Source organism: Arthrobacter sp. ISL-30 (assembly GCF_018613855.1).
Taxonomy (GTDB): domain Bacteria; phylum Actinomycetota; class Actinomycetes; order Actinomycetales; family Micrococcaceae; genus Arthrobacter.
On sequence record NZ_JAGGPK010000052.1, the window covers coordinates 1 to 23,127 of the forward strand.

At 64.3% G+C, this 23,127-nt stretch carries 21 protein-coding genes; 10 read left to right on the plus strand and 11 right to left on the minus strand.

Annotated features, from left to right (window positions below; all coding sequences use genetic code 11):
- Nucleotides 1-57: 57 nt before the first annotated feature.
- From J7E82_RS18540 to J7E82_RS18555, 4 genes are all read right to left on the minus strand, one after another.
- Entirely contained in the window at nucleotides 58-1,593 is a 1,536-nt protein-coding gene (locus J7E82_RS18540) for a bifunctional diguanylate cyclase/phosphodiesterase (RefSeq protein WP_214865312.1), read from the minus strand.
- Nucleotides 1,583-1,987: a hypothetical protein gene (locus tag J7E82_RS18545; RefSeq protein ID WP_214865313.1), complete on the minus strand. Its 405-nt coding sequence runs from the start codon at nucleotides 1,985-1,987 to the stop codon at nucleotides 1,583-1,585. Before J7E82_RS18545 ends, J7E82_RS18540 begins: the two co-directional genes overlap by 11 nt.
- A complete protein-coding gene (locus tag J7E82_RS18550) occupies nucleotides 1,988-3,037 on the minus strand; it encodes a hypothetical protein (protein WP_214865315.1) in 1,050 nt (349 codons plus the stop codon). It abuts the gene before it with no gap.
- Between the two features lie 447 nt (nucleotides 3,038-3,484).
- Nucleotides 3,485-5,131 (minus strand): ATP-binding protein, encoded by a 1,647-nt coding sequence (locus J7E82_RS18555; RefSeq protein WP_214865317.1) that lies wholly within the window; start codon nucleotides 5,129-5,131, stop codon nucleotides 3,485-3,487.
- A gap of 216 nt (nucleotides 5,132-5,347) precedes the next feature.
- Between J7E82_RS18555 and J7E82_RS18560 the strand changes: the two genes are divergently transcribed.
- The 4 genes from J7E82_RS18560 (at nucleotide 5,348) to J7E82_RS18575 (ending at nucleotide 10,213) form a co-directional block, all read left to right on the plus strand.
- Entirely contained in the window at nucleotides 5,348-5,731 is a 384-nt protein-coding gene (locus tag J7E82_RS18560) for an STAS/SEC14 domain-containing protein (RefSeq protein ID WP_308113953.1), read from the plus strand.
- Between the two features lie 143 nt (nucleotides 5,732-5,874).
- Nucleotides 5,875-6,759 carry a class I SAM-dependent methyltransferase gene (locus J7E82_RS18565; RefSeq protein ID WP_214865356.1) on the plus strand — a complete coding sequence of 295 codons (885 nt, stop codon included), beginning with the start codon at nucleotides 5,875-5,877 and terminating at the stop codon, nucleotides 6,757-6,759.
- Between the two features lie 116 nt (nucleotides 6,760-6,875).
- Entirely contained in the window at nucleotides 6,876-9,029 is a 2,154-nt protein-coding gene (gene pta, locus J7E82_RS18570; protein WP_214865319.1) for a phosphate acetyltransferase, read from the plus strand.
- Between the two features lie 8 nt (nucleotides 9,030-9,037).
- Nucleotides 9,038-10,213, plus strand: a complete 1,176-nt coding sequence (locus J7E82_RS18575; protein ID WP_214865322.1) for an acetate kinase — start codon at nucleotides 9,038-9,040, stop codon at nucleotides 10,211-10,213.
- Here J7E82_RS18575 and J7E82_RS18580 read toward each other — a convergent pair.
- From J7E82_RS18580 to J7E82_RS18595, 4 genes are all read right to left on the minus strand, one after another.
- On the minus strand, nucleotides 10,210-10,800 hold the full coding sequence (locus tag J7E82_RS18580; RefSeq protein ID WP_214865324.1) for a ferritin: 591 nt from the start codon (nucleotides 10,798-10,800) through the stop codon (nucleotides 10,210-10,212). The two genes, J7E82_RS18575 and J7E82_RS18580, sit on opposite strands and share 4 nt — an antisense overlap.
- A 54-nt stretch (nucleotides 10,801-10,854) precedes the next feature.
- Nucleotides 10,855-13,332: a hypothetical protein gene (locus J7E82_RS18585; RefSeq protein ID WP_251042115.1), complete on the minus strand. Its 2,478-nt coding sequence runs from the start codon at nucleotides 13,330-13,332 to the stop codon at nucleotides 10,855-10,857.
- 6 nt (nucleotides 13,333-13,338) lie between these two features.
- Nucleotides 13,339-14,007 (minus strand): peptidoglycan-binding protein, encoded by a 669-nt coding sequence (locus J7E82_RS18590; protein WP_308113954.1) that lies wholly within the window; start codon nucleotides 14,005-14,007, stop codon nucleotides 13,339-13,341.
- Nucleotides 14,008-14,127: 120 nt separating this feature from the next.
- The gene (locus J7E82_RS18595) at nucleotides 14,128-16,347 is read right to left on the minus strand and encodes a S9 family peptidase (protein WP_214865326.1); all 2,220 of its coding nucleotides are present in this window, start codon (nucleotides 16,345-16,347) and stop codon (nucleotides 14,128-14,130) included.
- Nucleotides 16,348-16,538: 191 nt separating this feature from the next.
- On the opposite strand from J7E82_RS18595, the gene J7E82_RS18600 reads away from it, so the two are divergent.
- The 4 genes from J7E82_RS18600 to J7E82_RS18615 all read left to right on the plus strand — a co-directional run bounded on the left by J7E82_RS18600 (nucleotide 16,539) and on the right by J7E82_RS18615 (nucleotide 19,383).
- Nucleotides 16,539-16,859, plus strand: coding sequence for a hypothetical protein (locus J7E82_RS18600; protein ID WP_214865329.1), 321 nt, complete (start codon nucleotides 16,539-16,541; stop codon nucleotides 16,857-16,859).
- Between the two features lie 312 nt (nucleotides 16,860-17,171).
- Nucleotides 17,172-17,642, plus strand: a complete 471-nt coding sequence (locus J7E82_RS18605; protein ID WP_214865331.1) for a hypothetical protein — start codon at nucleotides 17,172-17,174, stop codon at nucleotides 17,640-17,642.
- Between the two features lie 142 nt (nucleotides 17,643-17,784).
- Nucleotides 17,785-18,396, plus strand: coding sequence for a DUF305 domain-containing protein (locus J7E82_RS18610; RefSeq protein ID WP_214865333.1), 612 nt, complete (start codon nucleotides 17,785-17,787; stop codon nucleotides 18,394-18,396).
- Between the two features lie 114 nt (nucleotides 18,397-18,510).
- On the plus strand, nucleotides 18,511-19,383 hold the full coding sequence (locus J7E82_RS18615; protein WP_214865335.1) for a F510_1955 family glycosylhydrolase: 873 nt from the start codon (nucleotides 18,511-18,513) through the stop codon (nucleotides 19,381-19,383).
- A gap of 73 nt (nucleotides 19,384-19,456) precedes the next feature.
- On the opposite strand, the gene J7E82_RS18620 is transcribed toward J7E82_RS18615, so the two are convergent.
- Nucleotides 19,457-20,023 carry a helix-turn-helix domain-containing protein gene (locus tag J7E82_RS18620; RefSeq protein ID WP_308113955.1) on the minus strand — a complete coding sequence of 189 codons (567 nt, stop codon included), beginning with the start codon at nucleotides 20,021-20,023 and terminating at the stop codon, nucleotides 19,457-19,459.
- A gap of 111 nt (nucleotides 20,024-20,134) precedes the next feature.
- On the opposite strand from J7E82_RS18620, the gene J7E82_RS18625 reads away from it, so the two are divergent.
- Nucleotides 20,135-20,374 (plus strand): hypothetical protein, encoded by a 240-nt coding sequence (locus J7E82_RS18625; protein ID WP_214865337.1) that lies wholly within the window; start codon nucleotides 20,135-20,137, stop codon nucleotides 20,372-20,374.
- A complete protein-coding gene (locus J7E82_RS18630; RefSeq protein ID WP_214865339.1) occupies nucleotides 20,371-21,027 on the plus strand; it encodes a DUF2269 domain-containing protein in 657 nt (218 codons plus the stop codon). The genes J7E82_RS18625 and J7E82_RS18630 overlap by 4 nt, the downstream gene beginning before the upstream one ends.
- A 58-nt stretch (nucleotides 21,028-21,085) precedes the next feature.
- Here J7E82_RS18630 and J7E82_RS18635 read toward each other — a convergent pair whose 3' ends face one another.
- The gene (locus J7E82_RS18635; protein WP_214865340.1) at nucleotides 21,086-22,174 is read right to left on the minus strand and encodes an LCP family protein; all 1,089 of its coding nucleotides are present in this window, start codon (nucleotides 22,172-22,174) and stop codon (nucleotides 21,086-21,088) included.
- A gap of 162 nt (nucleotides 22,175-22,336) precedes the next feature.
- On the minus strand, nucleotides 22,337-22,933 hold the full coding sequence (locus J7E82_RS18640) for a low molecular weight phosphatase family protein (RefSeq protein ID WP_214865342.1): 597 nt from the start codon (nucleotides 22,931-22,933) through the stop codon (nucleotides 22,337-22,339).
- Nucleotides 22,934-23,127: the final 194 nt, after the last annotated feature.

Sequence of the window (23,127 nt, forward strand, 5' to 3'; positions counted from 1 at the left end):
ACCTCATTTTCGGACTAGATGAGGGAAGTGGGGAAGGGGAAAAGAGCAGGGGGCTGCCTACCCGGGCCAGACGTCCAGGCGCCTCAGCTTCTCGGTGAACTCGGCTTCAGGTAATGGCCGGCTGAAGTAGTAGCCCTGGCCGCTCGTGCAGCCGATGCTCCGCAGGTACTCGGCCTGCTCAGCCGTTTCGATTCCCTCCCACACTGCCTCGAGCCCGCAGGCCCGGATCAGTTGCAGGACGGCGGCGATCAGCGCCGGCTGCGCGGGGTCGCTGCCGAGGGCGCTTAGCAGGGTGCGATCCACCTTGACGGTGTCAACGGGAAGACGGCGAAGGTAGCTGATGGAGGAGTAGCCCGTGCCGAAGTCGTCAATCTCCATACCGACTCCAAGCCTCTCGAGGCTGGCCAGCGTATAGCGGTCCAGTTCGTCGCCCTGGATGATGGAGCTCTCGGTCAGTTCCAGGACCAGCTGCGCGGGTTCCAGGCCCGCTGCGGCTAGCGTATCCCTAACGTCCTCGATGAATTCCAGGCGCTGCAGGTCGGCGGCGGAGACGTTGATTCTCATGGAGAATTTGTGGCGCGATGTGGCAGGGTCTGTGCGCCAGCGCCGGAGTTGGTCCACCGAGTTCCTGAGCACCCAGTTGCCCAGTTCAGAAATCAGCCCGGTTTCCTCCGCAATGGGAATGAATTCGTCCGGCATGATCATGCCCCGGGTGGGGTGTTTCCAGCGGACCAGGGCTTCTGCGCCCTCGATTTCCCCTGTGGCCAGGGCGATGATGGGCTGGTAGTAGAGGACCAGCTGCGACTCGATGATGGCGTCCTTAAGCTCGCCCACCAGCTGGGTCCGCAACTGACGGGCGTGAAGCATGGAGGGTTCGAACGCCTTCAGCTTGTTCCTGCCCTCGGCCTTGGACTCGTACATGGCGATGTCAGCCTCCATCAGGAGGTCCTCGGCTGTCTGGCCGGGTTCAGCCATGCGCAGGCCCATGCTAGCCCCGCAGCGCAAGCTCTTGCCGTCGATCTCGATCACCTGGTCCAGGGCGGCCAGGACCCTGCCGCCGATCGTGGTTGCCTCCGCAGGCGTGGCTCCCGGCAGGAGGACCGCGAATTCGTCACCGCCGAGGCGGGCAACCGTATCGCCTTTCCGAACGGCCGAGCGGATCCTGTCGCCGATGATGACAAGCACCTGATCGCCCGTGGAGTGGCCCATCGAATCGTTGATGCTCTTGAAGGCGTCAAGGTCCACAAGCAGGAGTGCCGGAGACTGTCCGCCGTCGGCCTCTTCAACCTGTGCTTCTTCGAGGGCCTGAACCAGCGCCGAGCGGTTGAAGAGGCCCGTTAGCGGATCAGTCATGGCCATGTGCCGCATTTCCAGGTGGGCCTGGTGCAGGGCCTGCGTCCGCGAGGCTACCCTTTCTTCCAGCTCCTGGTACATCGTCTGCAGGTCCTCAGCCAGCAGGTTGGTACCCATGATCACGGCGTCGATTTCATCCCGCGCAGGAGACAGCTCGATCCTGGTGTCCAGTTCGCCGGCAGCCAGTCGAACGATGCCATCCAGGAGCCTTGCCAGCCGGGGGTCACCCTCAGTCAGCATCGCGATGCGACACCAGCCAGGTGAGGGCGCCGTCCTCAGAATCGAAATAGCGGGCCGGCCTCGGACCGAAGCGGAATCGCAGCATGTAGTGGCCGATGAGGCGGTCCACAGGACTTTCCCCGACGATGGCCCATGCTGCCACGGACGGTATAGCGCCGAAGGCGGCCATCGCAGCGCGGTTCACCGAAGTGACTCCCGTAACTTGGAGGACGACGGCGAGCTGCCGCGTTCCGGCGACGACGCCGAGGCGCTCACCGAGCCGGGTTGCGGCGTCGCCATCAATGAGGGAGTTCGGGGGCAGGACGGCCTTGACTACTCCCTCCCGCAGTTCGCGCAGCTGGGGGCGGGCTGCCCGGCTTTCGGCACGCTCGTGGGGAACAAGTGCTGCTGACATTTACCCCCCTTGCAGGTTCTGGCCGTAGGCGTTGCCCAAATACTCACGAACCGTCGCGCTCCGTTCGGATGCAGCGGCCTTGTCAAATAGCGTAGCCGCCTCTTCGAGGTAGTGTCGGGATTCCTCGGCCAGACCCTGGGAAGCGAGGGCCTGCCCCAGGAGGAAATGAGCCTCTGCAGCCGTGTGTGTGGCCAGGATCGAGGCACGAGCGCACACCTTCTCGAGGATCGCGGTCGCGGCAGCCATGTCACCAGTCAGGTAATGCCAGTGGGCGCGAACCAGCGACATTTCCAGTCGTTCACGCTCGTTGGCGTCCACGATGTCGGTGGCGAGTTCCGCTCGCTCGATGCAACGCAGCGTTGCGGCATCGCCCAGTTTGGCCTGCAGCCGCATCTCGGCTGAGGCCCTGTTGAAGCGGGCCCACAGGTCAACGTCCTTGGAGGGGGACAGCCGCTCGGCCGCGAGGTCGTGGAAGGTGCCGCCTTCGGTGACCCTGTTGCTCAGGAAGGCAACGTTGCCGATGACCCAGTAGGCCTTTCCGGCGGTGTCGTCGTCCACATACTGGGTCAGGAGGGACTCCAGGACCATGCACTCCCGCCAGGCCTCGTCAAGGAGGCGCCCTTCTGCGAGGGCCGCAATCAATGCCTGCTGTGCCTGGACGTGGAGGTTGACGAACTTGGCGTTGCCCGCCACGAATGAACCTGCGGTAGAGGCTGCCTGGGCGGCTTCCTGTAATCTGCCCAGCCCCTGCAGGGACACGGCGAGGACAGTGTAGGCGCGGGCGCCGAGATCGGGCGAAGTCGCAGTGAAGGGATGCTCCGCCAGGAACCGTGCCAGCTGCAGGCATTCTTCGATAAGGCCCTGGTCCCGGAGGCACTCCGCCTGGAGGTGCTTCATATTCCACCAGGAAAGTTCGTCTCCGGCCTGGAGGGCAAGATCCGCTGCACTGCCTGCCTGCGTAAACGCATTGCCGTAATCCCGCTTTTTCCAGCTGGCACGAGCTGTCAGCTCGGCGACCAAATGGGGAGTCAATTGCTGCGGATTGGGCATGTGTTAATTATCCATGTTCTACGGCGTAAAAAGACCGTATAATAACGCGCGTAACTGCAATACGATTTAGAGTCAAAATTGACACTATCGGAAAGGATCAGCGGATGAAAAAGTTAGCCGCATCGCTCCTCTTGGCCGGCTTCCTGGCCGTTGCGGGATTCGCTGCTCCTGCGAATGCTGCTTCCAAGAACGAGACAAACAACTCTTCCTCGTCTAAGAAGGACGTATCCACAACCTCTATCGGTTGGTGGCCGTGATCGTGACCTCCTGACACCAGGAGAAATCCAACGGATGCCCCGGACCGCAGGTCCGGGGCATCCCCCTTTTATCCACCATTTGTCCCTTTTATCCACCGATTTGTTATATGAACTTGACTAGAAACGACTGCCCAGGTTCATTCCCACTTCTCCGTTACCGGATTTCTGGACAGGTCTTGTAAATAACCTGTCAAGGCCCGCCGACCGGAAGCTGCACCGAAACGGTGGTGCCCCTGCCAAGCTTTGAATGAAGCTCAAGATGACCAGTGTGACGCCTTACAATATCCTGGGCAATCGCCAGTCCCAGGCCGCTCCCCGGAACCGCAGCAGATGATGCATTTGAAGCCCGGTAAAAGCGAGTGAACACCTGCGGAATTTCCTGCTCGGGGATGCCAACGCCCGTATCCGCCACCTGCACCAGGACAGCCGGCCTGCCGTCGTCGGCCGCCGAAGGTTCACTGGTGATCCCGATCTGGCCGCCGTCGGGGGTGAACTTGATGGCGTTGGCGACGATGTTGGTGAAGACCTGCTCCAACTGCGCCTCATCGGCGTTGATCTTGATATCCTCGGCGGATTCATTGAAGGTGATCTCGACGTCCCGGGTGTCGGCCAGGGGGCGCAGGGTAGCCACCACTATCTGCAGCACCTGGCCAATATCCACACGCTTCAGGTTCAGGCTTCCTGTCCCCTCCTGCTTGGAGACAGTGAGCATGTCTTCGATGAGGCGGCGGAGGCGGTCCGAATTCCGCGAGATAACTTCCACCATGCGCTGGATACCCTCGGGCACGGGTCCGCCGGCCCCTTCGCGGATCATATCCAGGTAGGCAGTGATCGAAGTCAGGGGAGTCCTCAGCTCGTGGTTCACTGTGGCGAGGAAGTCGGTTTTCGCCTTGTCCAGCTGCCGGAGCTGCTGGAGGACCTGCTGCTGGGCGCTAATCAGGTGGCCCTGGATCAGGCCGTGGGCCACGTTCCCGGCCACGTGCTGAATCAGCGAAATTTCAGTCCGCGTCCATTCCCTTGGCTCGTCAGCGGTGGCAATCAGGATCACGCCCAAAGCCGATTCGCCCTCGCCCACAGGGACCAGCACGGAGGACCGTGGGCTCAGCGGGCCGGCCCAGGCTCCCAGGAGCATCGAAATAGGGGAGGTTGGAACGTCGCCGTGGTTGGCGACCGTGAGGACATCCGCTTCACCCCACAGCCGGTTGGCCATTTCTGTTAAGGCGTCCTCATGCGAACCAAGCCTCGCCGGAAGCTGGGCAAGGCCGCGACGGTTCCATTGGGACCTGATGCGGGGTACCCGCTCGTCCCGGAACGTGGCAAACCAAACCCGGTCGGCGTCGAGGGCTCCACCAAAGCCGCTCACCACGAGGTCGGCGATCTGCTGGGGATCGTTGGTGGAGCGGATTGCTGCGGAGACTTTCCTGAGGCTCTCGCGCAAGGCTTCCGCGCCGGAACGGATCCGGTGGCGTTCCCTCGCCCGGCCAATCAGCGTCTCCACGCGATGGACCAGCTCCTCCGGCCGCGGAGGATTCAGAATGTAGTCCGCGTCGCCCCAGTTGTCGACGGCACCCAAGTCGAACTCGTCGGCCAGATTAACCAACAGGAGCACCGGAACGCCCTCGGCGGCATGCCCGCCGGCCAGCGCACTGTCCATAACGACGACAGCGGGGCGGTGCCGTGCCATCTGTCCGGCGAGTGAGGCGGCGTCGGAGGCGGGATGTATGGTGAAGCCCGCGGCGGACAGGGCGGCGCTGCTGAGCTTCAGGCGATCTTGGTCTGAATCGGCGATCACTATGGCACGTGGCGCAGAGGACGCCTCAACTGCTAATTCAGCCACAATGCCCCCCTGACTAATGTGTTGCCCTATGTGGCGGATCCTGAATCTAAATTCACCATATCAGCAACCGTCTGTGGCCTATAGCACAGGCGATACTCCATCATTTGTAATGTTCGGGAGCCGGTCTTGGGCAGCCGCACGGCGGGCGCTCCGTTGAGTTGGCAGGCAACGGGCGGTAGCTTGGAGGAGCCCACGCCTCCAGCAGGAAGGACAGCCGTGACTGCCGATCCCCAGGACCCGAGTCCCCGCCTTACCGACTTCGATCTGGTGCTGAACCCGGATGGGCTCCTCCGCCTGACGTGGCCGCAGGATGCGTCCATCTCGGAAGCGGACGCCGAGGCCGCCATGCGGCAGGTCAACCTGGTTTGTGGAGAAGACCGCCATCCCATGCTGGTGGACATGGCCACCACAGCCGTCGTCAGCCGCGGCGCGCGTGCTGTCTTCGGCCGACCCTGCCAGGCGTCCCGAATTGCCTTGCTTGGCTCATCCCCCGTTGACAGGGTGATCGCCAACTTTTTCCTCGGCATCAACAAGGTGCCCTGCCCCACGAAGTTCTTCACCTCCGAACCAGACGCACTGGAGTGGCTCGCCGTCGACTAGCGTCACGTAAACATCCCAAGTAACTGGCACTCCTTGTCGTTAAAACGCCCCAGAACGACAACTACTGAGAGCCAGTTGGAAGAGCCTTCGGCTACTTGCCCTGCCGGGACCGTATTATTTGAGCCATGCGTGCCCCCCACACCATGCTTTCCTCATTGAGGAAGTATTTGCTCATCCCCAAGCTTGTGAAGCTTGCCTCCTCAGCGCCCAGGAATCCGCAGACAGCCTGGGAACAATACTGGGGAAGGGTGGGTGCCACGGGAGCGGAAGGCGAAGTCCTCTGGGATTCCGGCAGCGACCACGAGATGCACGGCTACGTCCCCTGGCTTGAGCGGTACCTTGACCTGGACCTTCCCGTGCTCGACGTCGGTTGCGGCAACGGCAGCTTCACACGCCGGCTGGCGGCGCACTTCCCGCAGGCGATCGGCGTCGACGTCTCGGCCAATGCCATCAACCGCGCAAAGCATGAGTCTGAGGGAAAGCCGAACGTTTCATTCGCCGTGTGTGACGCCACGGATCCCAACGCCGTGGAGGTGCTGCGGGCTGCTATTGCCTCGGGCTCCGGCGGCGGTTCGGTTGAGGGCACCTTCCAGGAAGAGCCCGACGCCGGTGACCTCGCCGGAGGCCCCGACGCCGGAGGCGCCGACGCCGAAGTGAACGTTTTCATTCGCGGCGTGCTGCACGTGCTGGGCGCCCAGGAACAGGCAGCCCTCGTGCGGAACCTGCACCCGCTGCTCGGCCGCCGGGGAAGGCTCTTCCTGGCCGAGACCGACTTCCCCGGAAACGCCGTCGACTACGTCTGTCACCTGGGCGCCACCCTGGAGTCCATCCCCGCTCCACTGGAAGGTGCCATCCGCGGCCTGCCGATGCCCGGACGTTTCGGCGCCGAGCAGCGCCGGAAAGCCTTCCCCGATGCCCAATGGGAGCTGCTCGCGGAGGGCCCCGCGACGATCGAAACGCGGCCCCTGAAATCCGCAACCGAGACCGAACGCATCCCCGGCTATTTCGCGGTCCTCCGTGCCCGCTAACTAGAGGCCCGCGAGCTGGAGGCCCGCTAACCAGTAGCCCGCCAACGGTGGGTAGGTAAGGTGGGACGGTACTTTCCTGAGAACTTCGACTTTCTTGACAACGGCAAGGAGCGGGAATGGCCACAGGTATCTATGTCAGCGCGACCACGCCGGGCTCGGGTAAATCGCTCGTAGCCCTTGGCCTGGCCGATACGCTGCACCGGCACGCGGACAGGATCGGCTTCTTCAAGCCCGTGGTCCACGGCGATTCGGCTGCCGATGATCCCATGGTGGCGCTCATGGCCTCCCGCTTCGACCTCGACGCCGAGAGGTGCCGCGGCGGCCTGACTTCGGACACCGTCCGGCAGCTGCTGGCAGAGGGCAAACGCGCGGAAATTGACGCCCGCTGTGTGGAGATCTTCGCCCGGATGGCACGGTTCTGCGATGTGATCATCGTCGAGGGAACCGACCTGACCGGCCAGGATGCCGCCGTCGAGTTCGATCTCAACGCCCGGCTGGCCAACAACCTCTCCGCCCTCATGGTCGCCGTGGTGGGCGCCAAGGGGCGGACGGTGAAAGAAGCCGTCGACGCCGTCGAAGTCGCCCGCAAGGAGCTCGCCGCCGCGAACTGCGCCATGCTGGCCGTGATGGTGAACCGTGCGGAGCCGGACGACGTCGACGCTATCGCCGCCGGTGTTGGGCCGGGCTCCCTGAACCGACCCGTCTATGTGTTTCCGGAAATGGAGGAAATCGCGCGGCCCACCACCGGCGAAGTCGCTTCGGCGCTCGGCGTCAGGCAGATCGCGGGCCATGCCGACATGGAGCGGGACGTGCGTTCCATCAAGGTGGCCGCGATGAATGTGGGCAACTTCCTGCACCAGCTCGACGACGGCGCGCTGGTGATCGTGCCGGGGGACCGGGCCGATGTGATGGTCGCCTGCCTGGCGTCTTCCTTCAGCCCCGAGTTTCCCGTTCCTTCGGCGCTGATCCTGACGGGCGGGCTGGCACCCGACGCGCACATCTACCCGCTCCTGGCCCAGGCTCCGTTCCCCGTGTTCGACTCCCCGGAGGACACCTACACCACGGCCCGGAAAGTGTCCGAGGTGCGCAGCGAGATCTGGAGCGGACATCGCCGGAAGGTGGCTTCCGCCGTCGGCCTGTGGGCACGGTGCGTGGACGAGGCCGAACTGGTGGAACGGCTGCACCTGCCGCGCCCGGAGCGCATGACGCCGCTGAGGTTCCTCCACGACCTCGTCGAACGGGCCCGGTCCCAGCGACGCCGGATCGTGCTGCCCGAGGGCAAGGACATCCGGATCCTGCGGGCCGCCGAAATCCTGCAGCGCCGGGACGTCTGCGACCTCACGGTGTTGGGACGCGAATCCGAGGTACGGGAGCTGGCCTCCAGCCAAGGCATCGACCTCTCCGGAATCGAGATCGTGGACCCTGCCACCTCCGGGCTGCGTCCGCGCTTCGCCCAGGAATACGCCGAGCTCCGGGCCCACAAGGGCATGGACGTGCCCCGGGCCCTCGAGGTCATGCAGGACGAGAGCTATTTCGGAACCATGATGGTTCAGCTGGGAGTAGTGGACGGCATGGTGTCCGGCGCGGCCCACACTACTGCGCACACCATCCGGCCCGCCCTGGAATTCGTGAAGACCCGCGAAGGCGTCAAGATCGTCTCCTCCGTGTTCCTGATGCTGATGCCGGACCGGGTCCTGGTGTACGGGGACTGCGCGGTGAATCCGGACCCCAACGAGGAACAGCTGGCTGACATCGCCCTGGCCTCGGCCGAGACGGCGGTGCAGTTCGGGGTGGAGCCCAGGGTGGCCATGCTGTCCTACTCCACTGGCGGATCGGGTTCGGGCGAAACCGTGGAGAAGGTCCGGCGGGCCACGGAGCTGGTGCGCTCGCGCCGGCCGGACCTCGCCGTCGAAGGGCCCATCCAGTACGACGCCGCCGTCGACGCCTCGATTGCCGCCTCCAAAATGCCGGGCTCTTCCGTGGCGGGGCAGGCGACCGTGTTCATCTTCCCGGACCTCAACACCGGCAACAACACATACAAGGCGGTCCAGCAGTCCTCGGGGGCGGTCGCCGTCGGGCCTGTCCTGCAGGGACTCCGCAAGCCGGTCAACGACCTCTCCCGGGGCTGCACCGTGGAGGACATTGTGAACACAGTTGCCATCACCGCCATCCAGGCGCAGTCCACTGCGCCCGCTTCAGCGGAAGGCATTGCAGAAGTCCAGCTGGAAACCCTGCCCGCCGAAATCCACCCCACCGAATCAAAAGCCTAGGAGGCCCCGTGCTCGTCCTCGTCATCAATTCCGGTTCGTCCTCGCTCAAGTACCAGGTGCGCGATGTGGAGGCGGGCAGCGTCCTCACCGAGGGGCTGATCGAGGAGATCGGCATGGGCAACGGCGGGGAGGGCGACGGCGAGATCATCGGCCCCCGGGACCATGCCGCGGCCCTGGAACTCGTGGACGCCGCCATCCACCGCGAGCTGGGAGACCTGACCCTCGCGGCCGTTGGACACCGTGTGGTGCACGGCGGGGAGCGTTTCTCGGAGCCCGTGCTGATCGACAACGAGGTCACGCGAGCCATCGAGCGGCTCAACCCGCTGGCTCCGCTCCACAACCCCGCCAACGTCCTGGGCATCCGGGCTATCTCCCGGAAGTGGCCCGACATGCCGCAAGTGGCGGTGTTCGACACCGCCTTTCACCGAACCCTGCCCGAGCACGCCTGGCGCTACGCCGTGCCGGACGACCTGTACACCAACCACGGCATTCGACGCTACGGCTTCCACGGCACCTCACATGAGTACGTCACGCACCGCGCGGCGTCGGTGCTGGGACTTCCGCTGGAGGAGTTCGACGGCGTGATCGCCCACTTGGGCAACGGCGCCTCCGTCACGGCAATCCAAGGCGGACGGTCGGTGGACACGTCAATGGGATTCACGCCGCTGGAAGGCCTCGTGATGGGAACGCGTTCCGGGGACCTGGACCCCTCCATCCTGGTTTTCCTGGGCAGGGCCGGCTGGTCCATGGAGGACATCGATTCCCTGCTGAACCGGCAGTCCGGGCTCCGGGCACTTGCAGGCAACAACGACATGCGGTCCGTAGTAGAGGCGGCCGAGTCCAGGGATGCCCGGGCCGCCATGGCGCTCGCCGTTACGTCCTACCGGCTGGCCAAATACATCGGCGCCTACCACGTCGCAGTCGGGGGAGCGCAGGCCGTGGTGTTCACTGCAGGGATCGGCGAGAACTCACACCAGTTCCGTGAATTGGTCGCTGAGCGGCTGGGTGCCTTGGGCGTAGAGCTCGACGCCGGCCTGAACAGCCAGCGGTCCAGGGAACCACGGGTGATTTCCAGTGCGGCGTCGGCGATCCCGGTGCTGGTGGTGCCCACGGACGAGGAGAGGGCCATCGCGGAGGCGACGGCCGCCGTCGTCACTGCCGCGTCGATTGCTCCGCCAACTTAGAGTTCGCCGCCCGCTACATCGGGCGCGTCCGACTCGCCGCCGCCGCCTCCGTGATGATGCCCGCCGTGGTGTCCGCCGCCGCCTCCGCGGTAGCCGCCGTCGCCCACTCTTTCGCGCGCCAGGAAGTTCTCGACGTCGAAGAGGTTGTCAGCGCGTCGGGCAATGTTGAGCAGCGTGGTCATGGAGGCGACTTCCTCCACCTGTTCCTTCAGGAACCACAGCATGAATTGTTCGCCGATCGCGTCCTCCTCGGCACGGGCGGCCGCGAACAGGTCCTTGATGCGGTCGGTGACCTCCTGCTCCTGGGCCAAGGCGAGGGCAAGCGGCTCCTCCACCTTGTTGAAGTCGTTGCGCACGGGTTCGATCCCCGGAATCTTGATGGGGAGCTGGCGATCCAGTAAATACCGGACCATCATCATGGCGTGATTTCGCTCTTCCAATGACTGGCGGTAGAAGTGCTTGGCTAGCTGCGGCAGGTCCTGGCTGTCGAACCAGACGGCGATAGCAATGTACTGCTGGGACGCTGCGAACTCGTTGCCCACCTGGGTGATGAGCAGGTCGTTGAACTTTTGGCTTTGGCCGCGCATTGGTACCTCCTGGAGTCGGTGTTACCACGACATTGCCCCGGCCCGGGCCGCGGGTCAAGACCCCGGCGCCGGGGTTTCGACAGGCTCAACCGCGGGGGCAGTACTCGCCACCATGGGCGTGGCAGGTGCCACAGGCGTTGGGGCAGGTGCCACAGGCGTAGGGGCAGGTCCCGCCGGAGCTGGCGAGGCAGTTCCTGTCGTTCCGGTGCCCGTGGAAGTTCCCGGTGCCGTATCCGAACCGGAACCGGTTCCGGCGTCGGATCCCGGACTGATCGCAGGTGCGGGGCCGGGATTGCCGGGGGCCTGCGACGGTGTCCCAGTGGTTGTGGTGCCGCCTTGGACTGCACTGTCTTGGATTGCACTGGGATCACCCCTGATGATTGCCACTATCCGCTCCTTGTAGGCATTGAGCCTCGCCTGGATCTCGGACAGCGGCACCCCGTCCAGGGTGCGGCCGAATTCGGCAATCTCGGCCCACAGTGCTGAGAGACTGGACATTCCGTCCTCGCTGAGGGGCCCGTCCAGGGTCAGGACCAGCTGGCTCGCAAGCGCGTAGGTGAGGCATTCGATGCAGTAGTTCGAGGCCGCGGCGAGGTTTTCGGGGACGATCACGTCTGCCTGCCCCACGATCAGCACCACTTGGAAGCCCACGGCCACGGCTGTGCATTGCGAGCAGTTAGCGAACGCGTAAGCCTCGTTGCGGGTATCCACCGTTTGGCCGTCCTCGGCCCAGACAAGCGCGAAGGCCACGTCATAGACCACGGAGCCGTCCGTTGTGTTCACGGCCAGCGCCTGGTTTCCGTCGCTTTCAGGCGCGGGTGGTTTGTCGAAGGGGAAGACCCACGACGGCGGCGTGCTGTCGCCTTGGTCCTGGCTGCTGTCGGAGCCGGCCGCGTCACTCCTGGAGCCTGCGGCGGGAGTGCCGTCCTCTTGAGGCACGAGAACCATGCTGAGCTGGGGTTTCTCGCGTGTTGGAAGCTGAGTGCCCGTTGGCCAGAGCGCTATCGTGCGGCCGGTCTCGCCTTCCCGCAATCCCGGGGCTGACAAGGGAATGATCGCTGATGCGGCGTCGGCGAGCGTGCCGCGTTCATACGGCTGCACCGGACGATATGCCTCAGCATCGGGCCACCAAGCCCACGCTAGTCCGGCGACTGCAGCGATGACGGTTGCCGTCGCCGTCGCCCGCTGCATCTTCTTGCCCCGGGTCCTGGCCCAGAGGCCGGTAAGCAACTGCCGGGCGAGACGCACCAGGAGGTAGAGGATTGCCAGGACGGGAAGCGCGGCGGCGGCAATCGCCAGGAAGCGGGCAGCGGCGTCGAGAATGTTCCCGTCGGCCAGGCTCCCTGCCAGCATGGCGTACTGGTTCCGGCAACTTGACCAGGCCGTCCCGAGGAGCCGCGGCAGGGCAAACACCATGAGGACGATGGAGATGAGAAGCAGGGGAACGGTCACGAGCACCCAGAGGATCACAACGGCCCGCGCCCATGGTTTGAGTTCCTGCGCCTTGGGCTCGTGGTGTTTCCCTGGCAGGAGTCCGAGGAGGGTGGGTTTGATCCGCTGGAACAGGTCCGGAACGCCAGTGGCATCGGCCAGGATGTGGTACCCGTCGAACCGGAGCAAGGGCAGGAGCTGCCGGACCATCTGGAGAATCTGTGTGAGCACCACCAGCAGCAGGGCATCGAAACGGCTTGCCCACCACACAGCCATAATCGCCACTGCCACGATGGCGTTGAAGTAGAGGCCGCCCAGGTCGGTGCGGAGTCGGCCGAACCGGCCCAGACGGTAGGAATCGGTGACGTCTGTGTAGAAGGCCGGCCACATCAGATACAGCCCCGCCCCCATCGCCCCTGGTGTGGAGCCTCCCCGCTGGGCCCCTGCTGCATGGCCGAACTCGTGGAAGCCCGCGGAGAGGATGGTGATCGCAAAGACCAGCAGCAGCAGTCCCGGATTCGCAAAGGCGTCATAGGTGGCGGATCCCAGGCCTTGGACCATGAGCACCCACCAGCAGGCCCACAGGAAGACCGCGGTAACTGCTACGACGATGAGCGGGTTGAACAGGGCCGCGAAGGGGGCGGTGAGCTTCCGTGTTCGTTCTGGATCAGTCACCGTGTAGCGGAAGCGCAAGCCCAGTAGGGGGTCAGCCTTCTTGACCTCCGGCTGGGAGCCATCCGCCAGGCGTAGCAGGCCGAGCGGCAGGAGTTCCGACTCGACCAGCTTTCGGACGTTGCCGGCACTGACCAGTTTGCCAAAGCGTGTGCTGACAGTCTCGGCGATACGGTCCACACTGCGCGACCCATCAGCTGCCTCAAGAACGAGGTAGAGCAGCCTGGTGAGCGCCAGCGTCTGGCCGTCAGCACGGCGGACCAGCGACGGCGGTTCCCGGTACCCGGAGCCCTTGCTCTCGCCAATCAGCTGGACGCCGTCGGCCCGCACGGGGACATCGACAGCAGGGACATCACTGCCGTTGCTGGCGGACACGGAGGTACCCGGCGGGCCATCCGCTCCGGACGGCCCGCCGTGCGCGGTATCCATCGGGGATTACTGCTGCAAGTCGGACTGCTGATCGGCGGAAGCCGTCGCTTCGCCGTCGATGTTCTGGCTAATGATGGCGTCCTGCTGGGCCACCGCCACGGCATCGCTGTCGATGGAACCGATGTTCGCCGCCACTGCGGCGTCGATCGGGGCGGCGACGTTGGCGTTAGCGGCCACCGCGCCGTTGATTGGAGCAGCGATGTCGGCGTCGGCTGCCAGATCCACATTGACGTTCAGAAGGTCTCCGTCCAGGGCCGCGGCGGGATCCACCGGGAGGGCGCCGACGTCGGTGCTGCCGTCTGTGGCAGGGACCGTGCTGTCCGTACCGGCTTCGCCGTCCACAGTGTCGTCGCCCTGGTCGATGACGCTGTCCTGGGTGGAATCCGCGGACGCGTCCGCGGTAATGCCCTGTTCGATGATGACACCCTGGTCCGCGAGGGCCTGGGCTTCCGAACCCGCGGAAAGGATGTTGGCCGATGCGGCGGCGTCAATGGGCGCGGCCACATTCGCGTTGGCAGCGACGGCAAGGTCGATCGGTGCGGCCGCGTCAATGGCGAGGTCGAGATCGGCGTTGAGGTCCAGGACGGAGGCTACCTCCTTGTCCGGCAATGCGGTGCCGGACTGGGACATTAGCTCTTCATCGGTCAGCGGGGTTAGATCTTTTTCGTTACTCACGTCAAGCTCCACTTCCGGCACGGGTTCCGCCACCCCCAGCGGGCGGTTTCTACGCCGATGTGCCTAATGCCAGTCAATAGTAAGCATGATTAGTATCCCGCTGGAACCGAAAGTCGATGGTTACTTCAGCCCCGCCCCCGGCAGCAGTTCCGTCGCTCCCAGGGAATCGGCGATAAACGCGTAGTCCCACGCCCGTTCGCGCCACTGGACGTAGCGGCCTGAAGCACCGCCATGTCCGCCTTCCATCTCGATCTTCATCACGATCGGCTCATCGCCAGCAGTCGCTTCGCGGAGCGCTTGGACCCATTTGGCCGGTTCCACGTAGAGCACCCGCGTGTCGTTGAACGACGTGACGGCGGCGACCTTCGGGTACGCCGTGGGGTGCACGTTCTCATAGGGCGTGTACGACTTCATGTATGCATACACTTCGGGGTCCGTGATGGGGTTGCCCCATTCCTCCCATTCCAAGGCGGAGAGCGGCAGCTCCGGATCAAGGATGCTGTTCAGGGGATCGACGAACGGCACCTGCGCCACGATGACCGCGTACTTTTCGGGGGCCAGGTTGGCCACAGCGCCCATGAGCAAGCCGCCTGCGGAACCGCCCAGCGCGCCAATGCGGGACGGGTCAACCCATCCGGAGCCGGCCAGCCAGTCGGTGGCCGCAATGAAGTCGGTGAAAGTGTTCTTCTTGTTCAGCTTCTTGCCGTCGTCGTACCAGTGCCTACCCAGCTCGCCGCCGCCGCGAACATGCGCAATCACCATCACGATGCCCCGGTCCAAAAGGGACAGCCGGGCCACACCGAAGCCGGGATCCATGCTGAGCTCGTAGGAGCCGTAGCCGTAGACCAGCCCGGCGTTGGATCCGTCGCGGACGAGTGAAGCGTGCCGCAGCACGGACAGCGGGACTCGAGTGCCGTCGTCGGCGATGGCCCATTCCCGGGTGGCCACGTAGTCCGAAGCCGAGTAGCCTCCCAACACCGGGCTCTCCTTGCGCAGCAGGAGCTCCCCGGCGGGCAGTCCGGCGGTGGGCAGGACAAAGTCGTACACCCGCGACGGCGTGAAGTAGGACGTGTAGCCAATCCGGATGACCGGGGCCTGGTAATCAGAGCCGGAGACCCCCGCCGTGTAGAGCTCCTCGTCGAACGCAGGCTCCACCGGTTTGCCCTGGGCCTCGGTGCCGAGCCCCGCGAGCGGCAGCACCTGGACGCGTTCGATCGTGTCCTTCCGGACGGACAGCACCATGTGGGTAGACGTGACGCCGGCGCCGTTGACGCGAACGTCGTCGGAATGCTCGACGACGGTACTCCACTCCTGCTCATCCAGCGGCTTGGTGAATTCGGCAGGGTCCACCAGGCTCACCATCGAGTTGATGGCGTTGCGGTTGTGGGTCAGGAGGACCTTCTCCGTCTTCCTGCCCTCGGCGTCCTCCAGCAGGAACGGCTCGGCCTCATAGAGGATCCTTTCGTCCCGGGAGATGACGGTGCGCAGTCCGGCGTCGTAATCGTCAAAGCTCAGCAGTCGCGTCTCACTGAACTCGGAGCAGCCGATCCCCAGCACGAGGTGCCTGCGGTCCGCGGAGAGCTCGAAGCCGAGCCACATGGCGACGTCGTCCTCCTGGTAGACCAGCTCGTCCTCGGAGACCGGGGTGCCCAGGACGTGCGACTTCACCTGGTAAGGGCGCCAGGAATCGTCAACCAACGTGTAGAAGAGGCGCGTCCCGTCAGGGGAGAATGCCACTCCATAGAAGACGTTCTCAATCACGTCAGGCAGCAGTTCGCCCGTGCGCAGGTCCTTGATGCGCAGGGTGAAGCGCTCATCGCCGGAGTTGTCCACAGCGTAGGCGTAGAGGTTACCGTCGTTGGTGACCGCCACTCCTCCCACCGAGAAGAAGGGCTTGCCCTCAGCCTCGGCGTTGCCGTCAAGGAGGACCTGTTCCCCGGGGATCTCGACCCCGGGCTCCACCGCCGGGGGAGTCCAGTCCGCCACGGGATTGCCTGAATTTTGGGCACGCACGCGGCACTGGATGCCGTACTCCTTGCCCTCTATTGAGCGGGTGTAGTACCACCAGTCGTCCTTGCGGCTGGGCACGGAGAGGTCCGTTTCCTGGGTCCGTCCCTTGATTTCCTGGAAGATGGCTTCGCGCAACTGTTCCTGGTGCGCCGTCACCGCTTCCTGGTAGGTGTTCTCCGCCTTGAGGTGTTCCACCACTTCAGGCGACTCCTTGTCACGCAGCCATTCGTAGTTGTCCACGAAAACATCGCCGTGGTGCTCGCGCTTCTTGGGGATTTTGGCTGCTACGGGAGGGGTGGTGGCCTGGTGCTGCAGCGGAGTCTGGGTCATGGATTCAATATATAAAGCCCGGCGCCTGGAGGCAGCCGCGTTCGCTACCGGGGGATACTGCGGGAGTATGTGTTCACTTGTTGTCCACGTCACACTGTTGCCTGCATCACATTTCCTGTCTAGGCTGGGTGGCGGTCGCAACGGCGCGGCCCTGGCCGCAATGGAGCGGCCGCCTATGGAAGGGGATCCATTTGAACGACAAGCTGAAGGTACTGGTCCGGGTTGACCTCGACGGTGGAGAAGCCGAAGTTGCAGCCCAGGGCCATGTCACTCCAGAAAGCCTCCAAGCGCTCTACGTCGTCGTAAAGCGTGCCAACCATCTCCGTCAGGGACTCCGCCTCGTGGTCGATGTAAGCCACGCCCGTGTTGAGCCCGCCGCTCTCGAACAGCTCAAGGCCTGCTCCAAGTCCCACCACCTGCCGGCGTCCATCGATCCCTACCAGTCCGAATGCCAGATGCGTATCGTTGCCCCCGCCAAGCGGACTGCAGCGGCTATGACCTTGGCCGCCTAAGGGCTGGCTGCGGCCGCTAAGGCTGCCTTACATTTCTGACCTTCTTTGAATTAATTACGACGGCGACACTCCGGATTTCGCGGAGTGTCGCCGTCGTTCTGGGTTAAAGAAGCAACGCGGGGTCACTTCCGGCCCATGTTGGACCCTCTAATGGGAGGATCCCTGTGTTGCGGTCAAATTTGCGGGACGTCATTGGAGGGCTGCTTGTTCCCCGCTGCGATCACCGCTCCGGCGTCAGCGCGAGCCGATACCCTAGACAATGACCATCTGCAACAACAAATGACCATTCGTGCGAAGGGAGGACGGCCAGCAGTGAACCAGTCAGGCAAGCAGATCACGGGCGTCCTCCGTACGGGGGTCCTGCTGGGCGGCGTGCTGGCGATCATGGCAGGGATCCTGGGCATGCACATCATGTCCTCCACCCACAGCTTCGCCAGCACTCACGGCGCTGCCATTTCCCACGGCACTGCCGCTATCCAGGGCATGGTCGATTCTCATGCACAGGTCCTGGCCCACGCAGGTCATGCGGCCATCCCGGATACTGGGCAGAACTCGGATCTGACGCCAGGAGCCACCTGTGCTGATCCGGGCCCATGCCCGGAGATGGCTTCCATGCATTCGGTCTGCATCCCTCTTCCAGGACATGGATCACTGTCGGTGCCGCTGCCGGGCACAACTGCCTTCGGCACCACTCACGCGGTTGGCCCCACCACCCGGGCTGGACCCTATTCCTACCTTCCCGGAAGTCCTTCCCCGGGCGAACTCTGCATCAGCCGCACGTAAAGCGGCCTGCCGCACCGGAGCCTGCAGGCCATGGTGCATACGACTTCGCCCTGACGCGCCCGCACCACCCTCATTGTCGGCGTCTGCGCGTCCCCTCCCAGCCAGGCAACTGCTCCGGCTGACGTTTGAAGGAAGCACAACCATGAAGAAAATTCTGGCCCTTACGGCCACAGCACTTGCCGCAGCCATCACCCTTGCCGGATGCTCCACCGGATCCGGCGGGGGAAGCATGCCCGGAATGGACCACGGAACCAGCACTGCGACTTCCGGCACCACGCCAGGCTCCACCACAGCTGCCGGGGATCACAACTCTGCCGACACGATGTTTGCCCAGATGATGATCCCGCACCACGCCCAGGCCATTGAGATGAGCGACATGATCCTGGCGAAGAAGGACATCCCCGCCACCGTGACCGCCCTCGCGGGCAGGATCAAAGCCGCCCAGGGCCCGGAAATCGAGAAGATGACCGGCTGGCTGAAGGCCTGGAACGAACCCACCCAGATGTCCGGAGGCCACGGCATGAGCGGCATGATGGGAGATGAGGACATGAAGAAGCTCGACGCCGCCCAGGGGACCGAAGCAGCGAAACTGTTCCTGACCCAGATGATCGCCCACCACGAGGGCGCCATCACCATGGCCCGGACCGAAACCACGGACGGAAAGAACCCAGACGCCGTGGCGTTGGCCCGCGAGATCATCTCGGCCCAGGAAGCGGAAATCAAGGAAATGAAGGACCTCCTCGGCACCCTCTAACCGCAAACCCAAGCCAGAGCCAGCCTGCCCTGGCACCCACGCCAGGGTAGGCCGGCACCCCCGTCCCGGCTTTCCCAATCTGCTATCCTATATCCCAGCCCAACGGAGTTCTCCATGTCTTTGCCCCCAACACGGCGCCTTCTAGCCGCTGCCACCGCAGCCGCAGCGCTTGTTCTATCAATCCCGGCCTGCACAACCGCGCCCGCCCCGGACAGTGCACCCACGACCGGGAACAGCAACACTCTTCCCAGCGCCCATGTCCACGGTTTAAGCGTCAATACCGAAACCGACCAGGTCCTGCTGGCCACCCATGAAGGTCTGTTCGATGTCACCCGGAAGCCCGCGGTCAAGATCGGCCCCACCAACGACCTCATGGGCTTCACCCCGGCGAAGGAACAGGGGGTTTTCTACGCCTCAGGGCATCCCGGCAAGGACTCCTCCCTGCCCGAGCCGATGGGTCTGATCAAGACCAGCGACGGCGGCAAAACCTGGGAACAGCTTTCCCGGCAGGGGGAATCGGACTTCCACGCCCTCACCACCACCAGGTCCGGAATCGTCGCCTTCGACGGGGTCCTGCGCACCAGCGCGGACGGCAGGACCTGGAAAACGGCCACTGTCGACTTCACACCAGCCGTCCTGGCCGGAAACCCTCTCAGTGACACCGTTCTGGCCACCACCCGTGGAGGCGTCCAGCGGTCCACGGACGGCGGCATCACCTGGGCCTTGCAGAGCGCAGCCCCGGTGATCCAGTTCGCGGCCTTCGCCAACGAAGTCGAGGCCGTCGGCGTCGAACCCGACGGAGCCATTCAATACTCGGCCGACGGCGGCGTCACTTGGGCAGCCAGGGGACAGCTTGAGGGTCAGGTCATGGCCATCGCCGCGACCAGCGGATCCGAAGGCAAACCCTGGATCTGGGCGGCAACATCCGAAGGACTCCTTGTCTCGACCGACGGCGGAACTACCTTCCGGCCATCTGACGCCGTCTGAGCTCAAAGGCACGACACACCAGGCATCCCCGCCCTCGCCCGGTCCCCTAAGCTCGCGAGAGGGCGGGGCCGGGCTAACCGGCCGGTTCAGGCTTGCGCAGGCCGTCCAGGGTGAGCTGCACTAGACGTTTCACTGCTGCGTGGGAGGGTGCTTGCGAGGCGGCGGAGAGGGCATTCAGGCAGAACTTCGCGAGTTCCTCGGCAGGCATGTCGGTGCGGATCACTCCGGCATCGGCTGCTTGTTGGAGCAGGTCTTGCAGGAAGGCCTCCTGGTGCCCTCTGCTGCCGCCCTGGTGCATGACAGAGGCAATGACGCTGTCGTGATGCTCATTGACCATCATTGCGTGGATCAGAAGCACCTGTTCGAGCTGCCTGCCCGGGTCACCGCCGCCGGACTTCACCGCGTGAAGGTGTTCGAGCTGACTGGCTACCCGGCGGTCATGCTCGGCCAGGAGGATCGCCTCAACATCGGGGAAGTACTTGTACAGTGTCGCCCGGCCGATGCCGACTTCCTTGGCGATCCGGGACATGGTCACCGACAACAAGCCGTGCTCGGACACGAGAGCCATCGTGGTGTCCAGGATGGCATCCCTCACCGCTGTGCGGTGAGCCTCAATCGTTTCGTTCCAAAGCTTCGGCACCGCCTCAGTATACGAGATGACAGAGCCGTGACACTGCGCCTTGTTCAATACAGTCTGTCTCGATACTCTGGGATGAGCCCCCGGCCAGGCCAGCGACAGAAGGACACACTCATGACACAACGGCCCGAACACTCCGGCGATAAGACCGACACAGCTTCCAGCAGCGATGCCGCGCACCGCACTCCGCGATGGGTGAAGGTATCCGGGATAATCCTTCTGGTGCTGGCCGTCGTGCTGGTTGTCATGCTGCTCAGCGGCCATGGGCCCGGTCGCCACATGGGCGCTCTCGCCACCCCGGAGTCGATCTCCGCGGCCGGCGCTGCGGCCCCTGACGCTCCTGCCCGGTCATGAGGGTCGCTCAGGGGCTGCGGAAAGCTTTGCTGGTCACGCACGTCACCGCCTCGGTCGGCTGGCTCGGCGCCGTGGCAGCGTTTCTCGCCCTCGCCATCACCTCCGTGGCCAGCCCGGACACTGAGTTGGCTCGTGCGTGTACGCTCGCAATGCAGGTAATCGGGTGGGCCGTTCTCGTGCCCCTCAGCGTGGCGTCGCTGCTGACCGGGATCCTCCAGTCTCTGGTCACTCCGTGGGGTCTGTTCCGGCACTACTGGGTCTTGGCCAAGCTCGTGATCAATATCATCGCGACCAGCATCCTGCTCATGTATATGCAGACCGTCGCCAACCTGGCCGCCACCGCCGGCGAGAGACACCAGGCCCAAACCGCTCACGAGGCTCTGCAGAGCTGGTCCCCGGTAATCCACGCCAGCGGCGCTCTTGTTCTGCTGATCCTGGCCGTGCTGCTTTCCATTTATAAGCCTCGCGGGATGACCCGGTTCGGTCAGCGAAAGCAGCAGCGAGCTCTTGAGCCCACTAAGCAGGCAGATCCGCTGCATATTCACCCCCCGCAGGTGCGCGGACCAGAATTATGGTGGTTCGGAAGCACCGCTGCCCGCAGCAGCGGTGAACCGATGAGGACCAGTAACGGTGAAGGATCAGCTTGGACTTAGTACTGCCGAACGCGTGCCGCTATAAACAGTCAGCGGGCGGCCTATAGTCAGCGGGCCGCTACAGTCCGCGGGCGGCGGCGTATTGATCCAGGGTGCCGTTAGCCAGCGCGGCGGCGACTTCCCCGATCCCGCCATAGTCCGGAATGACGATCGACTGCCCGTCGGCGGAAAAGCCCGTTCCTGCCGTGGGCAGCGTGATGAACAAGGCCGCGGCCGGGTCGATGCCGCGAAGGGCGTACGCCAAGGTGGCCATGGCTGTCATGTCGAATCCCGGTTCCACAATGACGTGCGGTGCCAAGGTGTTGACCATGTTGATGGCCCCGACAGGATCGCCCAGTTTGCCAACCACCGCGGCCATCAGCGAGCGGACGTAGGTCTGCTGGTTACGGACGCGCTGGTAGTCGCCGTCGGTGAACGCATAGCGTTCGCGTACGAACTCGAGCGCCGCCTGGCCGTTGAGATGGTTGATGCCGGGCGGGAAGCTGTGGAATGTCTCGTGCGTGGAGGTAAATGGCACCGTTACGTTGACGTCGACGCCGCCGAGCGCATCCGTGAGGTTCCTGAAGCCGCCAAAGTCCGTCATGACAAAATGATCGATCTTGGTGCCCAGCAGCCCGCCAATTGTCTCGACAACCTTGCCCGGGCCGCCCACATCAAGGCTCGTGTTGATCTTGGATGCCCCGTACCCCGGTATGTTCACCCATGTGTCGCGCATGATCGAGATCCCGTAGATCCTGTGCCGGTCAGCCGGGATATGGATCAGCATCATTATGTCGGCGCGCGTGTCCAGCCGCTCGCCGGTGGTGTTGAACCTGTCAACTACATCCCGGGCGACTCCCCGGATGTCGCTGCCGATGAGCAGCACATTCATGGGTGCCGGTGCCAGGTCCGGCAACGTTGGCGGTGGGGGCGGCGGGGGAGGAGGTGGGGGCGTGGGAGTTTCCGTTGTGGGTGTTGGGGTCGGGGTCGCGCTTGTTGTGGTTGGCGCTGTCTCTGGTGATGACGATCGCGGCGCGTTGAAGACGACAGCCGCCACGACGACGCCGAGTACCAGCAAGAGTGCCAGGGCGGCGCCCAGTAAGGGTCGCCGTCGTCCCTGTCCTCCGCCAGCAGGGGTAGGTTCCGGACCGTTAGCTGCGCTGCTCATGGTGCCACCATGACATTAGTTTCTACCTTTCAGGGAGGCTGTTGCTACCCAGTCCGCAGGCGTGTCCTGCCCGGCAAGCCCCCAAGTGACTCGCATTTGTTGTCGTCAAAACGGGTTTTAACGGCCACAACTGCGACCCAGTTGGGCTGCCCACGCAAAAATTCAGACCGGCGTGTTCAGGCGGGCAAAGCGCAGGACCGCGAGGATGGCCGGGGCCAGTTCGTCCTCCATCTGGCGGTAGACCTCGGGGCCTCGGCGGTAGGGGTCGATCACGTCGTTCTCGGCGGAGTCGTGCGTTAGGGCAAGGTGCCGCACGGAAGCGGCGCGTGCAGGCAGTCCGCGCCAGAAGGCGGCAAGGTCCGACGTCGGGCCTTCAGTTCCGCGGTCCTCGAGGACTTCCAGCATCCTGGCGAACTCGCGAATGGTGAAGGTGCGCTTGAGCAGGGAGGCGTCCAGCTGCAGCACTTCGCCCCGGTGCCGGGCGGCCATGGTGAGCACAATGTCGCTGTCGCGGAGGATCGCGGGTGTCAGCTGCCTCGCGGCGAACCCGTCCGGCGTTCCCCCGTACGTGCGGATGATGTCGGCCGACAGTGGCTGGATGGCATCGCCCACCATGGCCCGCGTTCCTGCGCTGCGCACATCGAAGCCGCCGGGAGCGGCCTGGTCGAGTCCGGCCTGCAGCAAACGCTCCGCCACAGGGGAGCGGCAGATGTTCCCGGTGCAAACGGTGAGGATGCGGACCGGTGCGGGGGATTCCACGGCTAGGGACTCTTTTCGAAGGAGGACGACAATCGGCGTCGGGTCTACAATGGCCGCCCAGCGACGGCCAGCGCTTTCCCAACAGAAGTCCTCCCAACTTAACACGCCAGGAACCGGCCACAGGGACTGCAGGAACGCTTGACTCCCGCCAGACCTTCCGCATATTCTGAACGAACGGTCGGTATATATTTAGG